General features: G+C 64.0%; 13 protein-coding genes. 4 read left to right on the forward strand and 9 right to left on the reverse strand.

The genetic code is table 11. The features are described 5' to 3' along the window. Window positions 1-183 precede the first annotated feature (183 nt). The 8 genes from ACTWQH_RS06790 to dndB all read right to left on the reverse strand — a co-directional run bounded on the left by ACTWQH_RS06790 (window position 184) and on the right by dndB (window position 10,360). On the reverse strand, window positions 184-2,331 hold the full coding sequence (locus ACTWQH_RS06790; RefSeq protein ID WP_443285429.1) for a hypothetical protein: 2,148 nt from the start codon (window positions 2,329-2,331) through the stop codon (window positions 184-186). Window positions 2,332-2,487: 156 nt separating this feature from the next. Then, on the reverse strand, window positions 2,488-4,221 hold the full coding sequence (locus ACTWQH_RS06795; RefSeq protein ID WP_443285430.1) for an ATP-binding protein: 1,734 nt from the start codon (window positions 4,219-4,221) through the stop codon (window positions 2,488-2,490). Next, window positions 4,218-4,655: a GIY-YIG nuclease family protein gene (locus ACTWQH_RS06800; protein ID WP_443285431.1), complete on the reverse strand. Its 438-nt coding sequence runs from the start codon at window positions 4,653-4,655 to the stop codon at window positions 4,218-4,220. The genes ACTWQH_RS06795 and ACTWQH_RS06800 overlap by 4 nt, the downstream gene beginning before the upstream one ends. Further along, a complete protein-coding gene (locus ACTWQH_RS06805; RefSeq protein WP_443285432.1) occupies window positions 4,628-5,095 on the reverse strand; it encodes a hypothetical protein in 468 nt (155 codons plus the stop codon). The genes ACTWQH_RS06800 and ACTWQH_RS06805 overlap by 28 nt, the downstream gene beginning before the upstream one ends. 308 nt (window positions 5,096-5,403) lie before the next feature. Further along, a complete protein-coding gene (gene dndE, locus ACTWQH_RS06810) occupies window positions 5,404-5,784 on the reverse strand; it encodes a DNA sulfur modification protein DndE (protein WP_443285433.1) in 381 nt (126 codons plus the stop codon). Continuing rightward, window positions 5,774-7,765 (reverse strand): DNA sulfur modification protein DndD, encoded by a 1,992-nt coding sequence (gene dndD, locus ACTWQH_RS06815; RefSeq protein WP_443285434.1) that lies wholly within the window; start codon window positions 7,763-7,765, stop codon window positions 5,774-5,776. Before dndD ends, dndE begins: the two co-directional genes overlap by 11 nt. Then, on the reverse strand, window positions 7,752-9,245 hold the full coding sequence (gene dndC / locus ACTWQH_RS06820; RefSeq protein ID WP_443285435.1) for a DNA phosphorothioation system sulfurtransferase DndC: 1,494 nt from the start codon (window positions 9,243-9,245) through the stop codon (window positions 7,752-7,754). The genes dndD and dndC overlap by 14 nt, the downstream gene beginning before the upstream one ends. Next, window positions 9,242-10,360 carry a DNA sulfur modification protein DndB gene (dndB, locus tag ACTWQH_RS06825; RefSeq protein ID WP_443285436.1) on the reverse strand — a complete coding sequence of 373 codons (1,119 nt, stop codon included), beginning with the start codon at window positions 10,358-10,360 and terminating at the stop codon, window positions 9,242-9,244. The genes dndC and dndB overlap by 4 nt, the downstream gene beginning before the upstream one ends. A gap of 87 nt (window positions 10,361-10,447) precedes the next feature. On the opposite strand from dndB, the gene dndA reads away from it, so the two are divergent. Further along, window positions 10,448-11,593 carry a cysteine desulfurase DndA gene (gene dndA / locus ACTWQH_RS06830; RefSeq protein ID WP_443285437.1) on the forward strand — a complete coding sequence of 382 codons (1,146 nt, stop codon included), beginning with the start codon at window positions 10,448-10,450 and terminating at the stop codon, window positions 11,591-11,593. A gap of 6 nt (window positions 11,594-11,599) precedes the next feature. On the opposite strand, the gene ACTWQH_RS06835 is transcribed toward dndA, so the two are convergent. Further along, entirely contained in the window at window positions 11,600-13,036 is a 1,437-nt protein-coding gene (locus ACTWQH_RS06835; protein ID WP_443285438.1) for a DNA phosphorothioation-associated putative methyltransferase, read from the reverse strand. Window positions 13,037-13,540: 504 nt separating this feature from the next. Between ACTWQH_RS06835 and ACTWQH_RS06840 the strand changes: the two genes are divergently transcribed. The 3 genes from ACTWQH_RS06840 to ACTWQH_RS06850 all read left to right on the forward strand — a co-directional run bounded on the left by ACTWQH_RS06840 (window position 13,541) and on the right by ACTWQH_RS06850 (window position 16,047). Then, window positions 13,541-14,821 (forward strand): DGQHR domain-containing protein, encoded by a 1,281-nt coding sequence (locus ACTWQH_RS06840; RefSeq protein WP_443285439.1) that lies wholly within the window; start codon window positions 13,541-13,543, stop codon window positions 14,819-14,821. A gap of 349 nt (window positions 14,822-15,170) precedes the next feature. Continuing rightward, on the forward strand, window positions 15,171-15,440 hold the full coding sequence (locus ACTWQH_RS06845; protein ID WP_443285472.1) for a hypothetical protein: 270 nt from the start codon (window positions 15,171-15,173) through the stop codon (window positions 15,438-15,440). Further along, window positions 15,433-16,047 carry a DUF6879 family protein gene (locus tag ACTWQH_RS06850; RefSeq protein WP_443285440.1) on the forward strand — a complete coding sequence of 205 codons (615 nt, stop codon included), beginning with the start codon at window positions 15,433-15,435 and terminating at the stop codon, window positions 16,045-16,047. The genes ACTWQH_RS06845 and ACTWQH_RS06850 overlap by 8 nt, the downstream gene beginning before the upstream one ends. The last annotated feature ends 36 nt before the right edge of the window (window positions 16,048-16,083 follow it).

The raw sequence follows: 16,083 nt of genomic DNA on the forward strand, positions 1-16,083 counted from the left end.
GCGGTGTGAGGTCGGTTGAGCGACTTGGGCGGGACCTCTCTTGGGACGAGAGACCGACCCTTTCGCTGACCGGCGGACTGCAGTCTTCTCTGTCGATGCCCCCTCCGGTGATGGAGGCCCTCCTACACGCGGAAACGGGAAGGGCGGCAGTCGCGCTGCACCACAACGGCCGCCCCACCAGGGCTACTGGTTGTCCGGATCCGCTACTGCATCTGTGGGTCCCTCCTCGATCAGTTCCAGCTCGACCTGGCGGGTCTGGGAGGAATGGTTTGCCCACCACGCCTCAAAGTCCCCGGTCGATACCTCGAACCAGTAGTTGAGCGCCTTCTTGAGCGCGCTGACTGCCAGCCTCTCGGCCTCCTCGTCCCGCTTGTCAGGTGTGAGCTCGGGCTGGCTCACATCCAGAGCCTTGGACTGCTGCTTGATGCACAGGTCCAGGTAGAGACGCCGGGCCTTGCTCAGGCCGGCGTCGAAGACGTCCCGGTCCGGAAGCCACGGTGTGACGTGCTGCCAGACCGAGGGGATGGCGAGAGCCTGCATCCAGAAGTACCTGAAATACACCGCATTGGGAGTATCCATGTTGGTGATTTGGTTGATCGGATGACTGCAGTCCCTGCTGAAGGCGAACCTGCGGTCTCGCGCACGGCCGTGCTCCATCTGGAAGAAGGTGTTCCATGCGGTGACCAGCGCTTCGGCGAAGGCGGGGAGATCCTTGAGGTGGGCCCCGCCGGGCTGGTTCTTGCGCATCTCCCACAGGGAGGCCAGAGTCATGATCATGCCGAGCTGGCACGCGTGGGTGTTCAGGACGCCGTAGGCGATCTTGCAGCGCCTTATGACCTGAGGGCGGGTCGAGCCGAGGTACTCGTGCGCGCGGTACTCGTCGAACTCTGTCTCCTTAGCCTTCAGGGCCTCCCATGCCCGAATGACGTCTGATTTCGGTGGCTTCGGTCCGTCCAGGTCGCGCATGGCGTCCTGGTAGTGGTCGTAGCTGTCGCGGAGGGTCCAGTAGACCCCGACTCCTCCGAAGAGTGCGTCGTGGGCAAGCGCCGCGTGGGTGTTCGTGGTGTGCCAGTTCTCCTTGAAGTTGCTGAGGCTGGCCGCGTGCGCCGCGTAGGGTGCGGTCTGCGTCAGGAGAGTCAAGATCGCATGACCCCAGGTGTCCATGAACCTCTGGGTCAGTGCCTCGGAGCGGCCCAGCGGGAACTTGTGGTTGCCGATGCCGTCCCGGTCGTAGGCGTAGCCCGCGTCGTCGATGAACTCCGGCAGAAGGCTGAGGAGATCCAACTGCTCACGCATGAAGCCGTCGCGGGTCTCGATGCTCTCCCGGCCGCCGAAGGGCTGGGCAAGGTTGGTGAGGTACTTCGGCGGGCCGAAGATGCAGCGGTTGACGGCCATTTTGAGTAGGTGAATGTTCGTCATGACCGACCAGCGAGCGGGGCGGCTGGTGTTGATCTCGGGATTGTCGTACTCCACCGCGTAGAGCGGCATGTAGGTGTCGCTGCGACCCCGCAGGGCGCTCAGGAGGCTGCGGGTCAGCACGTTGCTCAGCTCGCCGTCAGACAGCAAGATGATCCGGGAGTCGCTCGGCGGACGCGCCTCCTTGTTGACGTCCACGAACAACTTACGTGCTGCCTCGTGAGGCCGCGAGGAATCTCCAGTCTCGCCGGGGAACCAGCACACGGTCACCGGCACCTCGATCTTGGCTAGGTCCCCTTCCGAGACCTGGTACTCGTCCAGCAGACGCTCGACCTGGTGCTCGTAGAACGGACGGAACTGGCTGCCGCTTCCCTGCCAGGTGCGGGAGAGTGTACGCTCGACCGCCAGCAGTGCCATCGCCCGGTGCTGTCCGTCGAGCACGACGAGGGTCGCCTCGGATTGGTTCCACCACAGCTTTCCCAGGTTTGCGCCATGCAACTCACCCTCCGGGCCGAGGAGGCGGTGGACACGGAAGGCATTGCCAGCTCGCTCTTCCTGCCATAGCGCATCGTCGTGTTCGATCGGGATCGGTGCTCCCAACTCGGGGAAAATGGTGGGTCGCTTCTTCTGGAAGGGCAGGAGTGCGGCAACGATCGGTGGGTAGAACGCTGGGCCGGTCGCCTTGGGCTTGAGCAGGTAGGGGATCAGGTTGACTGCAACGCGGTGGTCGTCCAGATCGCGCTGCAGCAGCTGGTTGAAGTCGAGGTCGCCGGGGTCCATGACCTCGCGGACCGGGGCCAGGCTCTTGGTGAGCTGCCGCTCGGGGGCATCGGCGTCGCCGCCGAGGCGGGCCTTGGTCATGATGTAGTCGACCCGGCCGGCGGGAGTATCGAAACTTCCCCATGTGCCTTGCACGTAGTCACGAAATGTGATCTTGGAACCCGAGCCAAACATCTTTTACGTAGCCTTTCTGGAACGGTGATACCGCATAAGGGCGGCACGAGGTTGTGTGCTGGTGAGCGAGTCGGTGACACTGGGGTCCGGAATGCCTGTTGACCTCGCCGTTCCGGTCTACTGATCCTTGAACTGTTCACGCAGTAGTGCCTCGGTGAACATGCCCCAGTACGTGCGCAGGTCGTCGAAGCGCTCCGGGTCCTCGTACATGCCCTCGGCCCGCGCGTAGCCCATGAAGAGTAGGTCGATGGCTGCCTCGGCTCGCCGAGCCAGGTCGGTGAGTTCCTCAGGTTCAATCCCCTCTGCACCATTGTCGGCGACCTTCTTCAGCGGCGAGTACACCTTGTCGAAGAATGCGTGCCGGTGGTTGAACTTGACCACGGATTTGCCATTGAGGTGGTGAATGACGAGGAATTCCTTGCCGGGCCACTGGGCGTCCAGCAGCGTGATGGGCTTGGAATTGATCTGCTCACGCAGTTTCTCGATCTTGGCAGCGTCGACATCGGCGTCCAGGCCCATGTCTGCGGCGGCCTGCTGGACAACCTTCTCTTCCAGCTCCGGTGTCGCCCCGCGGCCAGCCAGCCCTCTAGGGAGAGCCGGCGCGATCTTGGAGGCGGTGTCCATGCTCGTGCCGTGCTCGCCGTCCTCGAACCGTTTCTGGGTTTCGGTCTCCTTCCACGTCGCCCGCACTTGCCGAAGCGCCTGTTTCACGGGCGCCCTGAGCCACTCCCGCAGCTCGCCCCGCAGCTTGTTGACCGGCTCCGCACCCCGCTTGACGTTGCGGACCTGGAAATACTCGTCCAGCGCGGCGGGGAAGCTCACCTCGATTGCGACGTACCGCAGGACCTTGTCGTTGCGTCCGCTCTCCAGCAGGCGCGGGACGATGTCGTAGTAGATCTCGCGACCGTTGCGTAGAATGCTGATCTTGGCGGTGTTGTCGGCGTTGATCTGGAACTCGGAGATGTCCTGGCCTTTGAAGTCGTACTCGCCGCCGGCGCCCTGGTACGGGCGGAATTCCTTTGGCACGATGGCTACTGCCACGTGGACCTTTTGGCCGTCGATCGTCAGGTCAGTCTCCTCGATGAGTTCACCGCGTGGGTCGAGTGGCTTGTAACGGGAGATGATCCTCGGGTTGTCTCGCAGAAAGAGCGGATCGTGCAGTGTGATGACCTTGCCGTCGAGCTCAAATACCCGGCCGGTGTCAATGTAGGTCCGGTAGGCGCGGGCGATGAACTTGCGTAGTTCAGCGATTTTCTGGTCCAGGGAGGTTCCGTAGGTGCCGCCGCTGGTCAAGCGGTCGATCTTCCCGAAGACTACGAGTGTGCCGGAGGACAGCGCCTTGTTATCGCGCCCGGTCATGAGCTTGGCAGCTGCCGTAGGCCAGTCCTCGACCTCGCTGGTTGTGATGTAGCGCTGCTTACCTTCCCGGATCTCCTGGAGGTCGATGTAGCTGTGGTAGATCTTCGGATTGCCGGTCTGCTTGCTGTAGACGTCGATGCGTTCTCCGAGACTGAGCCCGGCAAGCTTGAGACCGACGCCGAACCGGCCCAGTCCCTGGCGCTGGCCATAGCGGCTGCTGTAGCCCATGGAGAGCACGTGGTGCATCTGGGTGGGATCGATGCCAACGCCGTTGTCGGTGATGAGGATGTTGTCGATCGTCTTCTTGCCGCGGCCGAAGACGGGCAGAACGCGGATCAGCGTGGCGTCGGCCTCGATGGAGTTGTCCAGCGGCTCGCCGATGGCGGCCGTGAGGTCGAAGCCCGCGTCGCGCATGGAGTCTAGGGCGCGGTCTGCCTGGATGAGGTCGGCGCGATTGTCGTCAGGGGAGAGGAACAGCGGGCTGCTTGTCATGATTGGTCCTTAGCTCGCGTCGGTGGGCAAAGCTCGGGGTGCTCGGAGACCAACTGGCGGAGGCGGTCCTGGCGTGCGGCACGCTGGCTGGATAGACAGAACGCGCACGAGGTGGCGTGAAACTCGGGATGGCTGGGATGGATGCGGTTGGAAACCTGCGGGGAGAGAAGGTGGAACAGCGCGCACTCGACGTCGTACGCGCCGACTGCGCTGGGGTGCACGTCGTAGGTGAAGTAGTCCCCATGCCGGTCGGAACAGTGACGCAGGAGTCGACGGCGGATGTCCGTGTCACTGCGACCGACGTATAAGGGCTGACCGGTGGGCGTGTACAGCACGTAGGTGCCGATCCGACGGGGCGGTATGAGGGCACGTACAAGCCAGGCCCGCAGCCGTAGGGGTATGGGTGTCACGACGTCGCCTCCGTAGCCAGCCACAGCTTCCTTGCACGGCGGCGGGCGCGGCTGATGCGCTCGCGCATACGGGCAAGCGGCACGCCGTGGCGCTGAGCCATGGAGGCGGCGTCGTGTCCGCGGGCGAGGTCATTGAGGAGGACACGGTCGCTATCGGAGAGCGATGGCTCGGTCCGAAGCCATGCGAGGATCTCTACGGTCACGTAGGGGACATCGTGCCCGTTATCGTGGTGCTCGGGGTCGAGCGCCACGCGCGGGGCGATGGCCCGGCGGCGCTCGAGGGCCTCGTAGGCGTGCCCCATGGCCGAGCGGATGCGGAACTTCGCCGGGGTAGAGGTGTCCGCCGGGTTGCGCAGGAGTTCGTCGAGGGCGCGGTCGATGCGATCGAGTTCGTAAGTGTCGTGGCTGGTGAGGGCCTGCTTCTGCAGAGTCTCGACCGCCCCGGCGATGGGAGGGCTGATCACGTTCGCTCCGGGTGTCTGGTGGTGGGCCCCATGCGGTGGCACACGTCCGAAAGGTGAAGCGGTGTATGGAGTTGTGGGCGTCAGCGTAGCGGATGAGGCTGATGCGCGAGGGAGCTTCAGCCAGACCAGCGGTTGCTGGGGTCCTGGTTGCTCCTCCTCACCCGTAGAGGTCGGGTGGGAGGCGTACTTGTTGCGCCCGGTGCTGAAGGTTTTGACGGGGCGTCGGCACGGCCATGTTCCGGTTAATTCCCGGGAGGCGTGCCCGCCTCCCGGTGCTCGTTCGGAGAGGCGGGCCAGAGTGCGGCTCTCTACTCGGTGGTGATTGCGAGGAGGCCCTGGATGGAGCGCAGGTCCTGGCGTCCGGCGAGGAAGCCGATGCCGCGGTGCAGGTGGATGTGAAGCGTCTTGCTCACGGCACTGTCCGTGGGCTCTTCCCCGTCGGCCACGCATCGTTGCTTGAGGAGGGACAGGTAGATGTCTCCGTGCGCGCCGGCGAAGGTCTTCCACGCGATCTCCACGTTGGAATCGGTGGTGATGTCCTGCACGAGCGGGGGGGAGGAATCGCGCAAGGACGTCGCCAGGGCCCACCGGCACAGCTCGTTCCACTGAGTGAGTCCGGTGTGGCGCTTGAGCCAGGCCAGTTGATCCTTGGCAGCTTGCGACAGCCGGATGGTGATCTCAGACGGCATGCAGGACTCCCTCGGTCCACCAGTAGCCCTCCGCTACGCGGGTGGTGAACGTGGTGTCGTCGTGGGCGAGGACGTAGCTGTGGGCGATGGAGGGCCTCAGACGCCCCAGGAGGTACTCGTCGATCTCCTCGTCGGTCGACAGCAGCAGGACCTGCCGACCAGCGTGCGGGAAGTATCGGTCCACGAGGTGTTCGCGATGACGGCTGTCCAGACGCCCCAATGGCGTGTCAATCACCGTGGGCAACCGGTTGCCGGCGACCTTCGCTAGCCCCCACAGTAGCGAGATGGCCAGTAGCTGCCGTTCTCCGGCGCTCAGCCGGGCTGGGTCAACCGGCTCGTCGTCACGGTTCGTCAAGGAGAGCGTGAACTTGTCGGTGTCGATTCTCAGATCCTTGATCAACCCGTTCTTACGCATCAGTGCTTGGAAGCTGCGCAGGACCGCCACCTCAAGGCTGCTGATGTGCTTACGCAGCAGGGCTTCGCCGAACCGCTCCAGGGTGCCGCGGGCCTTCTCGGCATAGGCCATGACGCGTCGAATCTCCTCCTCGCGAACGAGTGTTCTGACCTGCGACTGCCGCGCGCGTTCCAGGTCTGCCTCGAGGCGCCTGTGATGGGCCTTGGCCTCCTCCACCTGAGCCGCATGGCGGTGGACAGTGGCGCGCGCGACGACGACAGCCTCTGCAGCCAGCTGCCGCTTCTCGATCAGGGCTTTGATCCGGTGCTCGTCAGGGACGGCCGCCAGCTGGCGTTCGGCCTGCTGCAGTTGGTGAACCGTCTTGTCCGCAGTCTGGAGGAGCTCAGCCATGCGTGCGGTGTCCGCCTGCAGCATGTCCTCCAACGCTGAGAGCTTCTGCGCGAGACCGCTCGGCAGGGAAAGATCAACGGCTAGCTTGCCCTTGGCCGAGCGAGTCTTGCGGTCAGCGGCCAGCTTCTTCTTCAGTTCCGCGCGGACCTGGTCGGGGACACCGTCGGGAAGTTGATTGATCAGCCACGCATCGCGTGTCCGTAGCGCGCCGACGATCTGCCGTGCCTCGCTCGCCTCCTGCTCCCGTACGGCTTGCTTTCGCAACATGGTGAGCTGATCGCGCAGGAGTACGAGGGGCAGTGGGCCTTCGGCCATGTTGCGAAGCGCCTTCTGAGTGTGGGCTAGGTGCTGCGCAGCGGCATCCTTCGCCGCCTCCAGTGCGCGCCGCTCCTCATACAGGCGGCCCCCCGCCCGCTCGAAGTCCCGCTCTGCCTTGGCAAGCTGCGCTTGGGCGACGTCCAGATGCGAGGTGGCCTGCTCAAGGTGCTGGCTATGGTCGGAGATCTCTTGGGCTGTTGCTTGCGCCTTGGCCTTGAGCTCGCGGATCTGCTCGATGATCCCCTGGTCCTCTTGTGACAACCGCTGACGGCGCTGGAGGGCTAGGAGGTCGGTCCGTAGCTGCTCGACAGCTCTGACCCCGAGGAGCGACTGGACGGCGGCTTCGATCACGCCGGCGGCGCGCTGAGGGTCGGCGAGCTGCTCGACCTTCTCGCCATCGAAGAAGAACAGCGAAGCGACTTCGAGGGGAAGGATCTCCTCCACATGCTCAGCCCACGTCTCGCTGATCGTCTCGTCATGTCTTCCGCCGACCGCGACGGACAGGCTCTCGCGCACCTGTTTGCCGCTCACACACCAGGTGCGCGAGACCTCGTAGGTTCGGGGTCGGCCTTCGACGGTGATCGAGAATTCCAGTCGCAGCTCGGCGCCGCGGTTGGGGTCGGCCGTACGGTTGATACTCTCCCTCAGATAGTTCTCGTAGGACCTGTTGCCGCGTCCGCTGCAGCGAGCCCGAGGGCCATAGAGCACAAGTTGGATCGCGTCGAGCAGGGTTGTCTTTCCGCAGCCATTCAGGCCGCCGATCAAGACAATCGGACGCTTCGGCTTGACGCGCAGATCTAGGGCCTGCCTGCCCTTGTAAGCTCCGAAGTCATGGAGTGTGAGGTTATGCAGGTGCATCAGTGGTCTTTTCGTCCAGCGTCATCTGGGCGGGGTCGCCGTCACGCAAGTCTTGTAGTTTCTTAGCGAATTGCACCGCATCGCTCGCGTCTTCGTAATACCCCTTCTTGATCGCTCTCTCCAGAGCCTCGAAAAGGCCAGCCCTTCGCGCCATCGTCCGGTACTGGCGCTCGATCGCAAGGAGCTCTCGAGTCATCGAGAAGTGGATCGAGTCCTTTTCGCACGCATCCATGAGTAGCCCGATTTCCTCGGCGCCCAGGACAAGCTGCTCGTCTAGTGGCGGCCCAGGGAATTTCTCGCCGGTCGCCTCCTCGTAGATGCTCGGCAGGGAGTCCTCGACCTCGTGCTTTTCGAAGACCCAGATCCGACGAATCTCGTGTAGCTCCGCCATCGAGATCAGCTCGATGTTACGGACCTGCTCAGGGGCTCTCCTACGAACTCGGGCCTGAGCCTTAAGGAGCTTGCGAAGCCAGTCCTCGCGGGCGGACTGCTTGTATGGTCCGGGGATGGTCCGGTCGCCGAACAGCTGGACCTTGCCGTTCATGCGGCGGAAGTCCCGCGTCTGGCCCTCCTTGCTCACATCGTCGAGCTCGTTGCGGAGCTTGAGCAGCGGCCGCATCCACCGCTTCTCGTCGTCGTTGCGGATCATGGCCGTCATCGACTTGTCCTGCTCCACCAGCGTGCAAGTCCAGCAGCCGAAACGGCTGTCCCCGCACGAGGGAGTGCTGTCATCCACGACCAACGGGCACTCGGAGTCGTCGGAGGCGCCCTGATACATCGTCAACAAGTCCTTGTTCTGGTGCCCCCAGGGATTGGGGTACTGCATCAGAAACGCCCAAACTTCTTCGGTCGACCATGTCTCGATGGGACTGTAGACGAGGGAGTTGGGAAGTTTGCCATTAGGGGAGAGCCGGTCACGGACCCGGCGCTTCTCGTGCCGGGCCATGGCTCGCGCCCGAGCTTGACTCTCCGACTTGCGGATCCCGAGTACCAGGATCGCCTCTCCATGCCGGCGGACGACGCGGCGGATGAAGGCGTTCGACGGTTTGATCTTCAATCGCTCGGTGCACCACCGGAACTTGGGACGAGGTGCCGGATAGCCACGGCCGATCAGATTGACCCAGAAGGTGTCCTTAAGGTCAGGGGTCAGCTTGTGCGACTCGATGGGCAGCTGCTGGTCCTGTGCGGCCATGCCCATGGTATCCAGCGACTGGGCGACCCACGCGGCGACGACCGGGTTCTCGACCAGGGTGTCCGTGCTGATCACGTGCACGGGTTTCTTTCGCCGCTCGTTCGGCAGATCCTTCAACGCCAGCCACACCAACTGTAGGACAGCAGTGGAATCCTTTCCGCCGCTGTACCCGACCACCCAGGGCACCTCATCGGCCATGTAGAGCTCGCGGATCTCCTCCGTCAACTCCTCGACCACCTCTCCCAGGGACCTGTCCTGGAAAAGTGTCGTCGCCTTGGGGGTGCTCATGACTCTCCTCGCTGGTACGCTGCTTCCACGCGCCGTTCTTCGGTGCTCATTTCGAGGTTCATATGCTGACGCAAGTAATTGACTGTCAAGGTCAAATTGTGGTGACTTTTGGAAACGCGCCCGCCAACCAATGCGCGTCCTTCCCAGTCGGTATTGGTGCGTGACCAGTCCACCGTCAACAGGCGTTTGAGGGTCGGCGTCCAGCTGCGAGGTGACAGTGACGTGCTGAGCAGTGAGTTGCCCACCCGTCCCAGCGCGTGCAGAGCGATCCCGTGGCTGTGGAGGTAGTCGCGTCGCACATCCGATGCCAACAGCTCGCGGCGTCGTACCTGTTGCCACTCCGGGATCTGCTTGTCGATCGCTGTCCAGAAGGCTTCGGCGAGTTCCTGGGACTGGTCCTTGGTGATCTCCAGGCCCTGCAGCAGGGACTGGGTGGCGTAGTAGAGGGAACTCAAGGTGAAGAGCTTGCGCGAGCGCTGGGCCAGCGTGCTGTTCTCCATCTCCACATAGCCCTTGAAGATGGGCGTGCGCATGGCCAGCAACCGCACGATGGCTGCCAGGTCGTCGCGGTGGTCGTACAGCACTCCGATGGAGCGAGGGGGCCGCACCGCGTGCCGGTTCAAGTCGGCAAACATCTGCTGGCAACGGGCGAGTCCGGCGTCGTGGAAGAAGACCACCGCGATGGTTTCCTCTCCTAGGTCGGGGTTCTCCTTGAGCGCTTGTTCAATTGCGGCGCGCCGGTGCTGGCCATCGTTGATCACGAACCGGGCGGCCATCGAGATGCGGACCTGGCCAGCTCGCATCCCCACGCCGCTGTCGGTGATGCTCTCGAAGCGGATGTCGCCGTCGACGGAGGCGGTGAGCGCGCTGAAGACGTAGTCGTCGGGATTGTCAACGATGTACCGGGTCAGCGCCGGCAGGCGCCCCTTGTTCAAGATCCGCTGCGCGCGTACCTCCGGGGCCAGCTCGTCCTCGTCGAACAGGAAGATCTTCGGGATGAGCCGCAGTGGGCACATGGACACGTAGAACTCACGCCCTGCCTGGATCCCGCGGATGGCTGGGAAGACGTACTCAAATCCGGCAGACGTAGCCGGTTCGGCAGACTGTGAAGCCACGACGATCCCACCTGCTGACGCCCATCGTACGTCAAGGATATGACGTACACGACAGCTAGAATAACGCACGGAGGTGGTTGAGACCCTATGGTGACGTACCTTGATGCAGCGGCAACGACGCGTGTAGATCAGCGGGTAGCCGATGTCGTGCTGCACTGGATGACCACGGAGTATGGCAACGCGGGCAGTCGCCACGAGTACGGCGCGCGGGCGAAGCGCGGCGTGGAACGCGCCCGTGAGTACCTAGCCGACACTGTCGGGGCAGAGCCTGACGAGCTGATCTTCACCAGCGGCGCCACAGAGAGTAACAATATCGCGTTGCTCGGACTCGCCCCGTACGCCGAGCGCACCGGTCGGCGCCACATCATCACCTCCGCCATCGAGCACAAGGCTGTCCTGGAACCTCTACAGCACCTTGCCGACCGCGGATTCGAGGTCGACTTCCTCAAACCGGGACCTTCCGGCAGGATCACCGTCGAAGCGGTAATGGAGCGTCTGCGCCCGGACACCCTCTTGGTGTCACTGATGCATGTGAACAACGAGACCGGCGTCATCCAGCCGGTCGCAGATCTGGCGCGCGAGCTGTTCTCCACGTCCACGTACCTCCACGTGGACGCCGCCCAAGGCTACGGCAAGGTGCCGGGCGACCTCACAGCCCCCATCGACATGATCAGCATCAGCGGACACAAAATCGGCGCCCCCAAGGGCGTGGGAGCGCTCGTCACCCGCCGCCGCGAGGAGTTGGACGACGAGCGGCCTCCCCTCGAGCCGATCATGTTCGGCGGAGGGCAGGAACGGAAGCTTCGCCCTGGCACCCTGCCTGTTCCGCTGATCATGGGTCTGGCCGAAGCGACGAGAATCTTCGAAACCGAGCACGCCCAGTGGGAGGCCGCCGCACGGGACTTGCGCTCCCGATTCCTCGCCGGGCTAGCCTCCACGCGCTTCCACGTCAACGGCGACCAGGACCACGTCGTCCCGCACATCATCAACCTCTCCTTCGAGGACGTCGACGCCGAGGCCTTCCTCGCTGGGCTCAACGGCCTCGTGGCCGTTGCGACCGGCTCCGCCTGCACGAGCGCCTCATACACGCCGAGCCACGTGCTCCGCGGCATGGGACTCCCCGACGAAGCAGCCTCGAACGGGCTCCGCTTCTCCTGGATCCCCGCTCAGACAGCTGACCTGGACATTGACGAGCTCGCTCGCGGCGTCGTGAAGCTGCGACGGCACTCCTGAACCCGGTCAGTCGTGCACGCGAACCAGGCGGTGGCCCCGCAGGGCCCGCCCACACCGTGCGAGTTCACCCTCCCACCCGTTCTCGGTACCGATCAGGTGCGGGTTCGCGTACAGGCCAGCCCGCACCTCGGCATCGGTCAGTCGCCGATACTTGCCCGTGTCCGGGTCATCGGGGTGGAGAAACTCGTGCTTACGGTGGAGCAACGGCCGGTTGTCACTGCCGTCGTACGAGCGGTGGGACGTATCGAAGGTCTTCAGGTTCACCTGGTAGGAGGTCAGCAGGCGGGGGTGAGGGTCGGTATCGAAGTTCGGGTAGTCGAGCCAGCTCACTGCCCGCCCCTGGTGGCAGAGCTTGGTGACCGTCCACGCCTCCGGCCTACCGGCGGCGATCGCCGCGCAGTGCTCGTACAACCGCAGCACCGTAGGCATCCGCTCCACGGCTCGCCTGTGAACGTACAGGGCGGTTGGGGTCAGCTTCCCCACGCTGGAGGCGTTCATGGCTCCGCGGATGTAGGTATCGTCCCGCAGCTTGAGCAGCAGCCGGTCGGCACGTCGGCTGGCCTCCTTGTAGGAGGAGAAGAACGCCCGAATATCCAACTGGACGGTCAGCGGCAGACTGCTGAACGGGCCACGGCCGTTGAACAACTCGAGCGCGAGGAACAGCAGCGTGTTGAGGGTGGTGCGCTTGGCACCCTCAACGACCTTGCCTGGATCGGCTGACTCACGCACCAGCCGCTGCAGCTCCGCAGGACGCATCGGACCCAGCCTCTGCGCCATGGGCAAAGGCATCTCCTCCAACCTCGACAGACGCCCACGTCGCTCCATGTGATCGACGAGGGCGGCGAGAGCCGAGGCCATGTCGTCCGACGCCAGCCACTCCTCGTCGGTGACGATCCGGCGCGCAAGGTAGCCAAGCCGCGCGGTGTCGTCCTTGAAGGCATAGATGATCCCCGGCGATGCTGAGACAGCCCGAACGCCGGTGACGTCCTCCACGTAGCTTCGCAGCTCACTGGCACCGTAGAGATGCTGGAAGGTTCTGCGTTGGGTCAGCAGGCCATCGCCGTACGTCTCCCCGTTGACTTTCGCCCGTTCCCAGGTCAGGCGGGCGGATGCGATCAAGACGGTGTGCGCCAGCTCCCAAGCCTGTTGGAGGGCCCGTCGTCGCTCATCGCGGTCTTCGATAACGTTCAGGACGTAGGTGAGGAGCACGACCGGAGCTGACTCCAACCGGCCCTCCGGCCGGTAGAACGGATCCCAACCGGTCGCATCGCAACCCATTTGCCGCAGCGCCCGCACATCTTCCCCGCGCCCGCACCCGTAGTCCAGCACGGCGCTTCCTGGCTGGATCTGGTGGTCCAGGACTGCCCGGCGGGCGGGAGCCGACAGCTTACCTCGGCTGATCGCGGTCAACCGACGCTCGCTGCCCCACCTTTCCCGAGCCACTTGGTCACGTCCCCTACCGGTGTCAGGTACACGGCTGCAAGCCAGGGCACAGCTGTGAGCCCCAACCGCCGCCGAGAACGCAAGATATCCTCTGGCTCAGATGGCGTGAGGTCAGCGGGCCTACCGGCAGCCCGACGCCAGTCTATGCCGGCCCTCTCGGCCGATTCGTCAGAGAGTCAGAACAGCAGCGTCTCCGCGGGCGGCACAGCGAGGCGCCCGGTGACGCTTCGCTGCTGCCCCTGTGTCCCCGCACTCGACAGCTTCGGACCGCGGCCAGCCTTGGGCCAGCTGCATCCACCACCGTTGGCCGGTGGCAGACATGTGTCATCAGCTCCTGAAGCCCACGATCTTCTCATCCTGGACGCCTCATCTGTCTCTCGTCCCCCTTCGCTGGACAGCCGCGCATCTCTCGCACGCACGGTGTTTGCGTATACTGAGCGCTGGAACTTGCAAACGTATACGCAAACATGTAGCGTCAGTCCGCAAACAGCCTCGGGAGGTTAGATGGCTACGCTTCACACGGCGATTAGGGCCAAGATGGGCTCGACGCCGTACTACGTGACCACCATGAAGGCGAGCGACCTCGTCCAGGTAGCGCGCCCGGCGAGCGAACAGGAGGAATGGGCCACCAGCGGACTGACCGAACGGCTGCAGCGCGAACTCAACGACACCCGGGTACGAACCGAGATCGCGCCGTACCTGGCCAACTCACCGGATCGGTTCTTCGGGGCCGTGATCCTTCTGTTGGATGCTGATGAGGAGCCCGAGTTCGAGTCCTTCAGCGAGGTGGCTAGGAGCCTGCCGAAGGCATACCGGTCCACGATGACCAAGGACTCATTCGGCTTCCTGACCATCGAGAGTGGTGACCGCATCATCCTCGACGGACAGCACCGCTTCGCCGCCCTGCGCGAGGTGGTCATCGCACGGAACATTGAGGGCAACTATGCCAGGGATGTGGCGGATGACGAACTGACCGTCATCATCGTCCCGCGCATCAGCACCCAGCACACCCGGAAGATCTTCAACAAGGTCAACCGGTACGCCAAGAACACCAGCCGTGGCGACAACATTCTCACCAGCGAGGACGACGGCTTCGCGATACTCACCCGCCGTCTAGCTGACGACGACGGGCCGCTGGCCGGCAAGAACCACAAGGGAGAGTCACTGGTCAATTACAAGACCAACACCATCGCTGACCGCAGCGTCCAGCTCACCACGCTCAGCGCCGTGTACGAGACCGTCCGCATCATCACGGAGCACTACGACATGGCGGACGCCCTCAACGAGAAGAAGACCCACGTACGCCCTCCGGAGGAGACACTGGATCAGGGCTACGAGCACGTCCAGGGCTGGTGGACGATCGTCCTCGACGGGATGCCGGAGCTCAAGTACGGCCGGGACAACACCAAGGTGCTGCCGGAGCTGCGGGCCAAAGACTCTGATTTCGGACTGCTGTTCAAGCCCGCCACCCACATCGTGCTGTTTCAGGCGCTGTCCCAGATCCTGAAAGCGCAAGAGGAACTAACGCTTCGGGAGGCTGTCGAGCGCGTCTACCAGGTCGAGTGGAAGATCACGAGCTTGTTGTGGCGTGATGTTCTGATCAACTCCGCCTACAACATCTTGACCAAGAAGGAGAACTACAACCTCGCTGCCGACCTCCTGACGTACCTCGTGATCGGCAACGAACTGACTCCCGACCACGTCGATCAGCTCCGTATCCGCATCGCGAGGGCCCGCGATGAAGATGAGACGACGTTCAGACTTCCAAACCCGCTTCCGAACTGACGGGGCAGACGATCGCCAGGCGATGTGACTCACCGAGTCCGTGGTTACGGCCCAGCTGCACCCCTGGGTCATAACCACCACCAGCTCGCACTGGGCAGGGCAGGGTGTTGTCGTAGCCGCTGAGCACACTGAAGCGGAGGCGCACCTCGACGCGGCAGAGCCATTCTGCGATGCGCATCGACTCTGCAGCGTTCAGGGAAGAGCAAGGTCACAGGGGGGCGTTGAGATGGCTGAGAGGTATCGGGCAGCCACCAAGGACGTGACAAGGCACGGTCGGACAGACACGTTAAGTGATAGCCTCAGTATGTTGAACGCTGGGACGACGACCGAGCTTCAGGTGGAGGGGAACATGGCCGAGAAGTGGGAGGCCGATCCGGCGGCGTCGTTCGCGCGGCGGCTGGGGAAGTCGTCGCACGAGCTGGGACAGACCTCCGGGAACGCCAGCTGTCCGGACGTATGGGAGTTGGACAACGGGGACGTAGCTGTCATCGGCACCGACTTGACGCCCGACTACGAGGGGCGGCTCCCGGACGGTGTGAGTGTCGACCCGGGCGAGCGGCTGGTGATCATTCCGCGGGCGACGATCGTCGCGGCCAAGGCGGACATCCCGGATGTCTAGTCTGCTGGACGGCGCCACGAGCGAACTCATGCCGCTGGACGCCTACTACGCCGACTTCGAAGCACACTTCTGGCACAGCGCCGACCTGGGGTTCTGGAAGCTGGAGCGGCAGCAGACCTTCAAGGAGCCCGGCTACGACAGCTGGGTGGCGTTCGCCCGCGGGGACTGGGAGGAGTCGCTACGGCTGCTGGAGGCCGGACGCTCCGACATGGCTGGGTACCACCGCAAGGCCGAGCGACATGGCTTCACGCCGCGGCGGATCCGGGTGGTCCAGGAGCCGCTGAGCGCCTACATGCAGTGGGAACTGCAGGCCCTGCGGATTCGGGATGAGTGCGGGGGCCCGGTCCGCGTCATCGACGTGGATAAAGTCGCCGACTTCGAGGCCGACGGGCCACTGCCGGAGATCTACACCCTCGGCTCTCGCGTGATGTACGAGGCTGTCTACGACGAGCGGGGCGTGCTGGAGGCCGCGCGGAAGTACATCGACCGCGACCTCATCCGGCGGTGCCAGAAGTTCATCGAGGACCTGTACCACGCCGGGGAGCCACTGGCAGACTGGTTCGCCGAGCACGTCGCGCACCTGCCGCCTCCGCTGGCACAGATCTAGCGAGACGATGGGCGACGGGTCAGGGCACGTCAATCG

The sequence above is a fragment of the Streptomyces sp. 6N223 genome (assembly GCF_052246635.1).
In the GTDB taxonomy this organism is placed as follows: domain Bacteria; phylum Actinomycetota; class Actinomycetes; order Streptomycetales; family Streptomycetaceae; genus Streptomyces.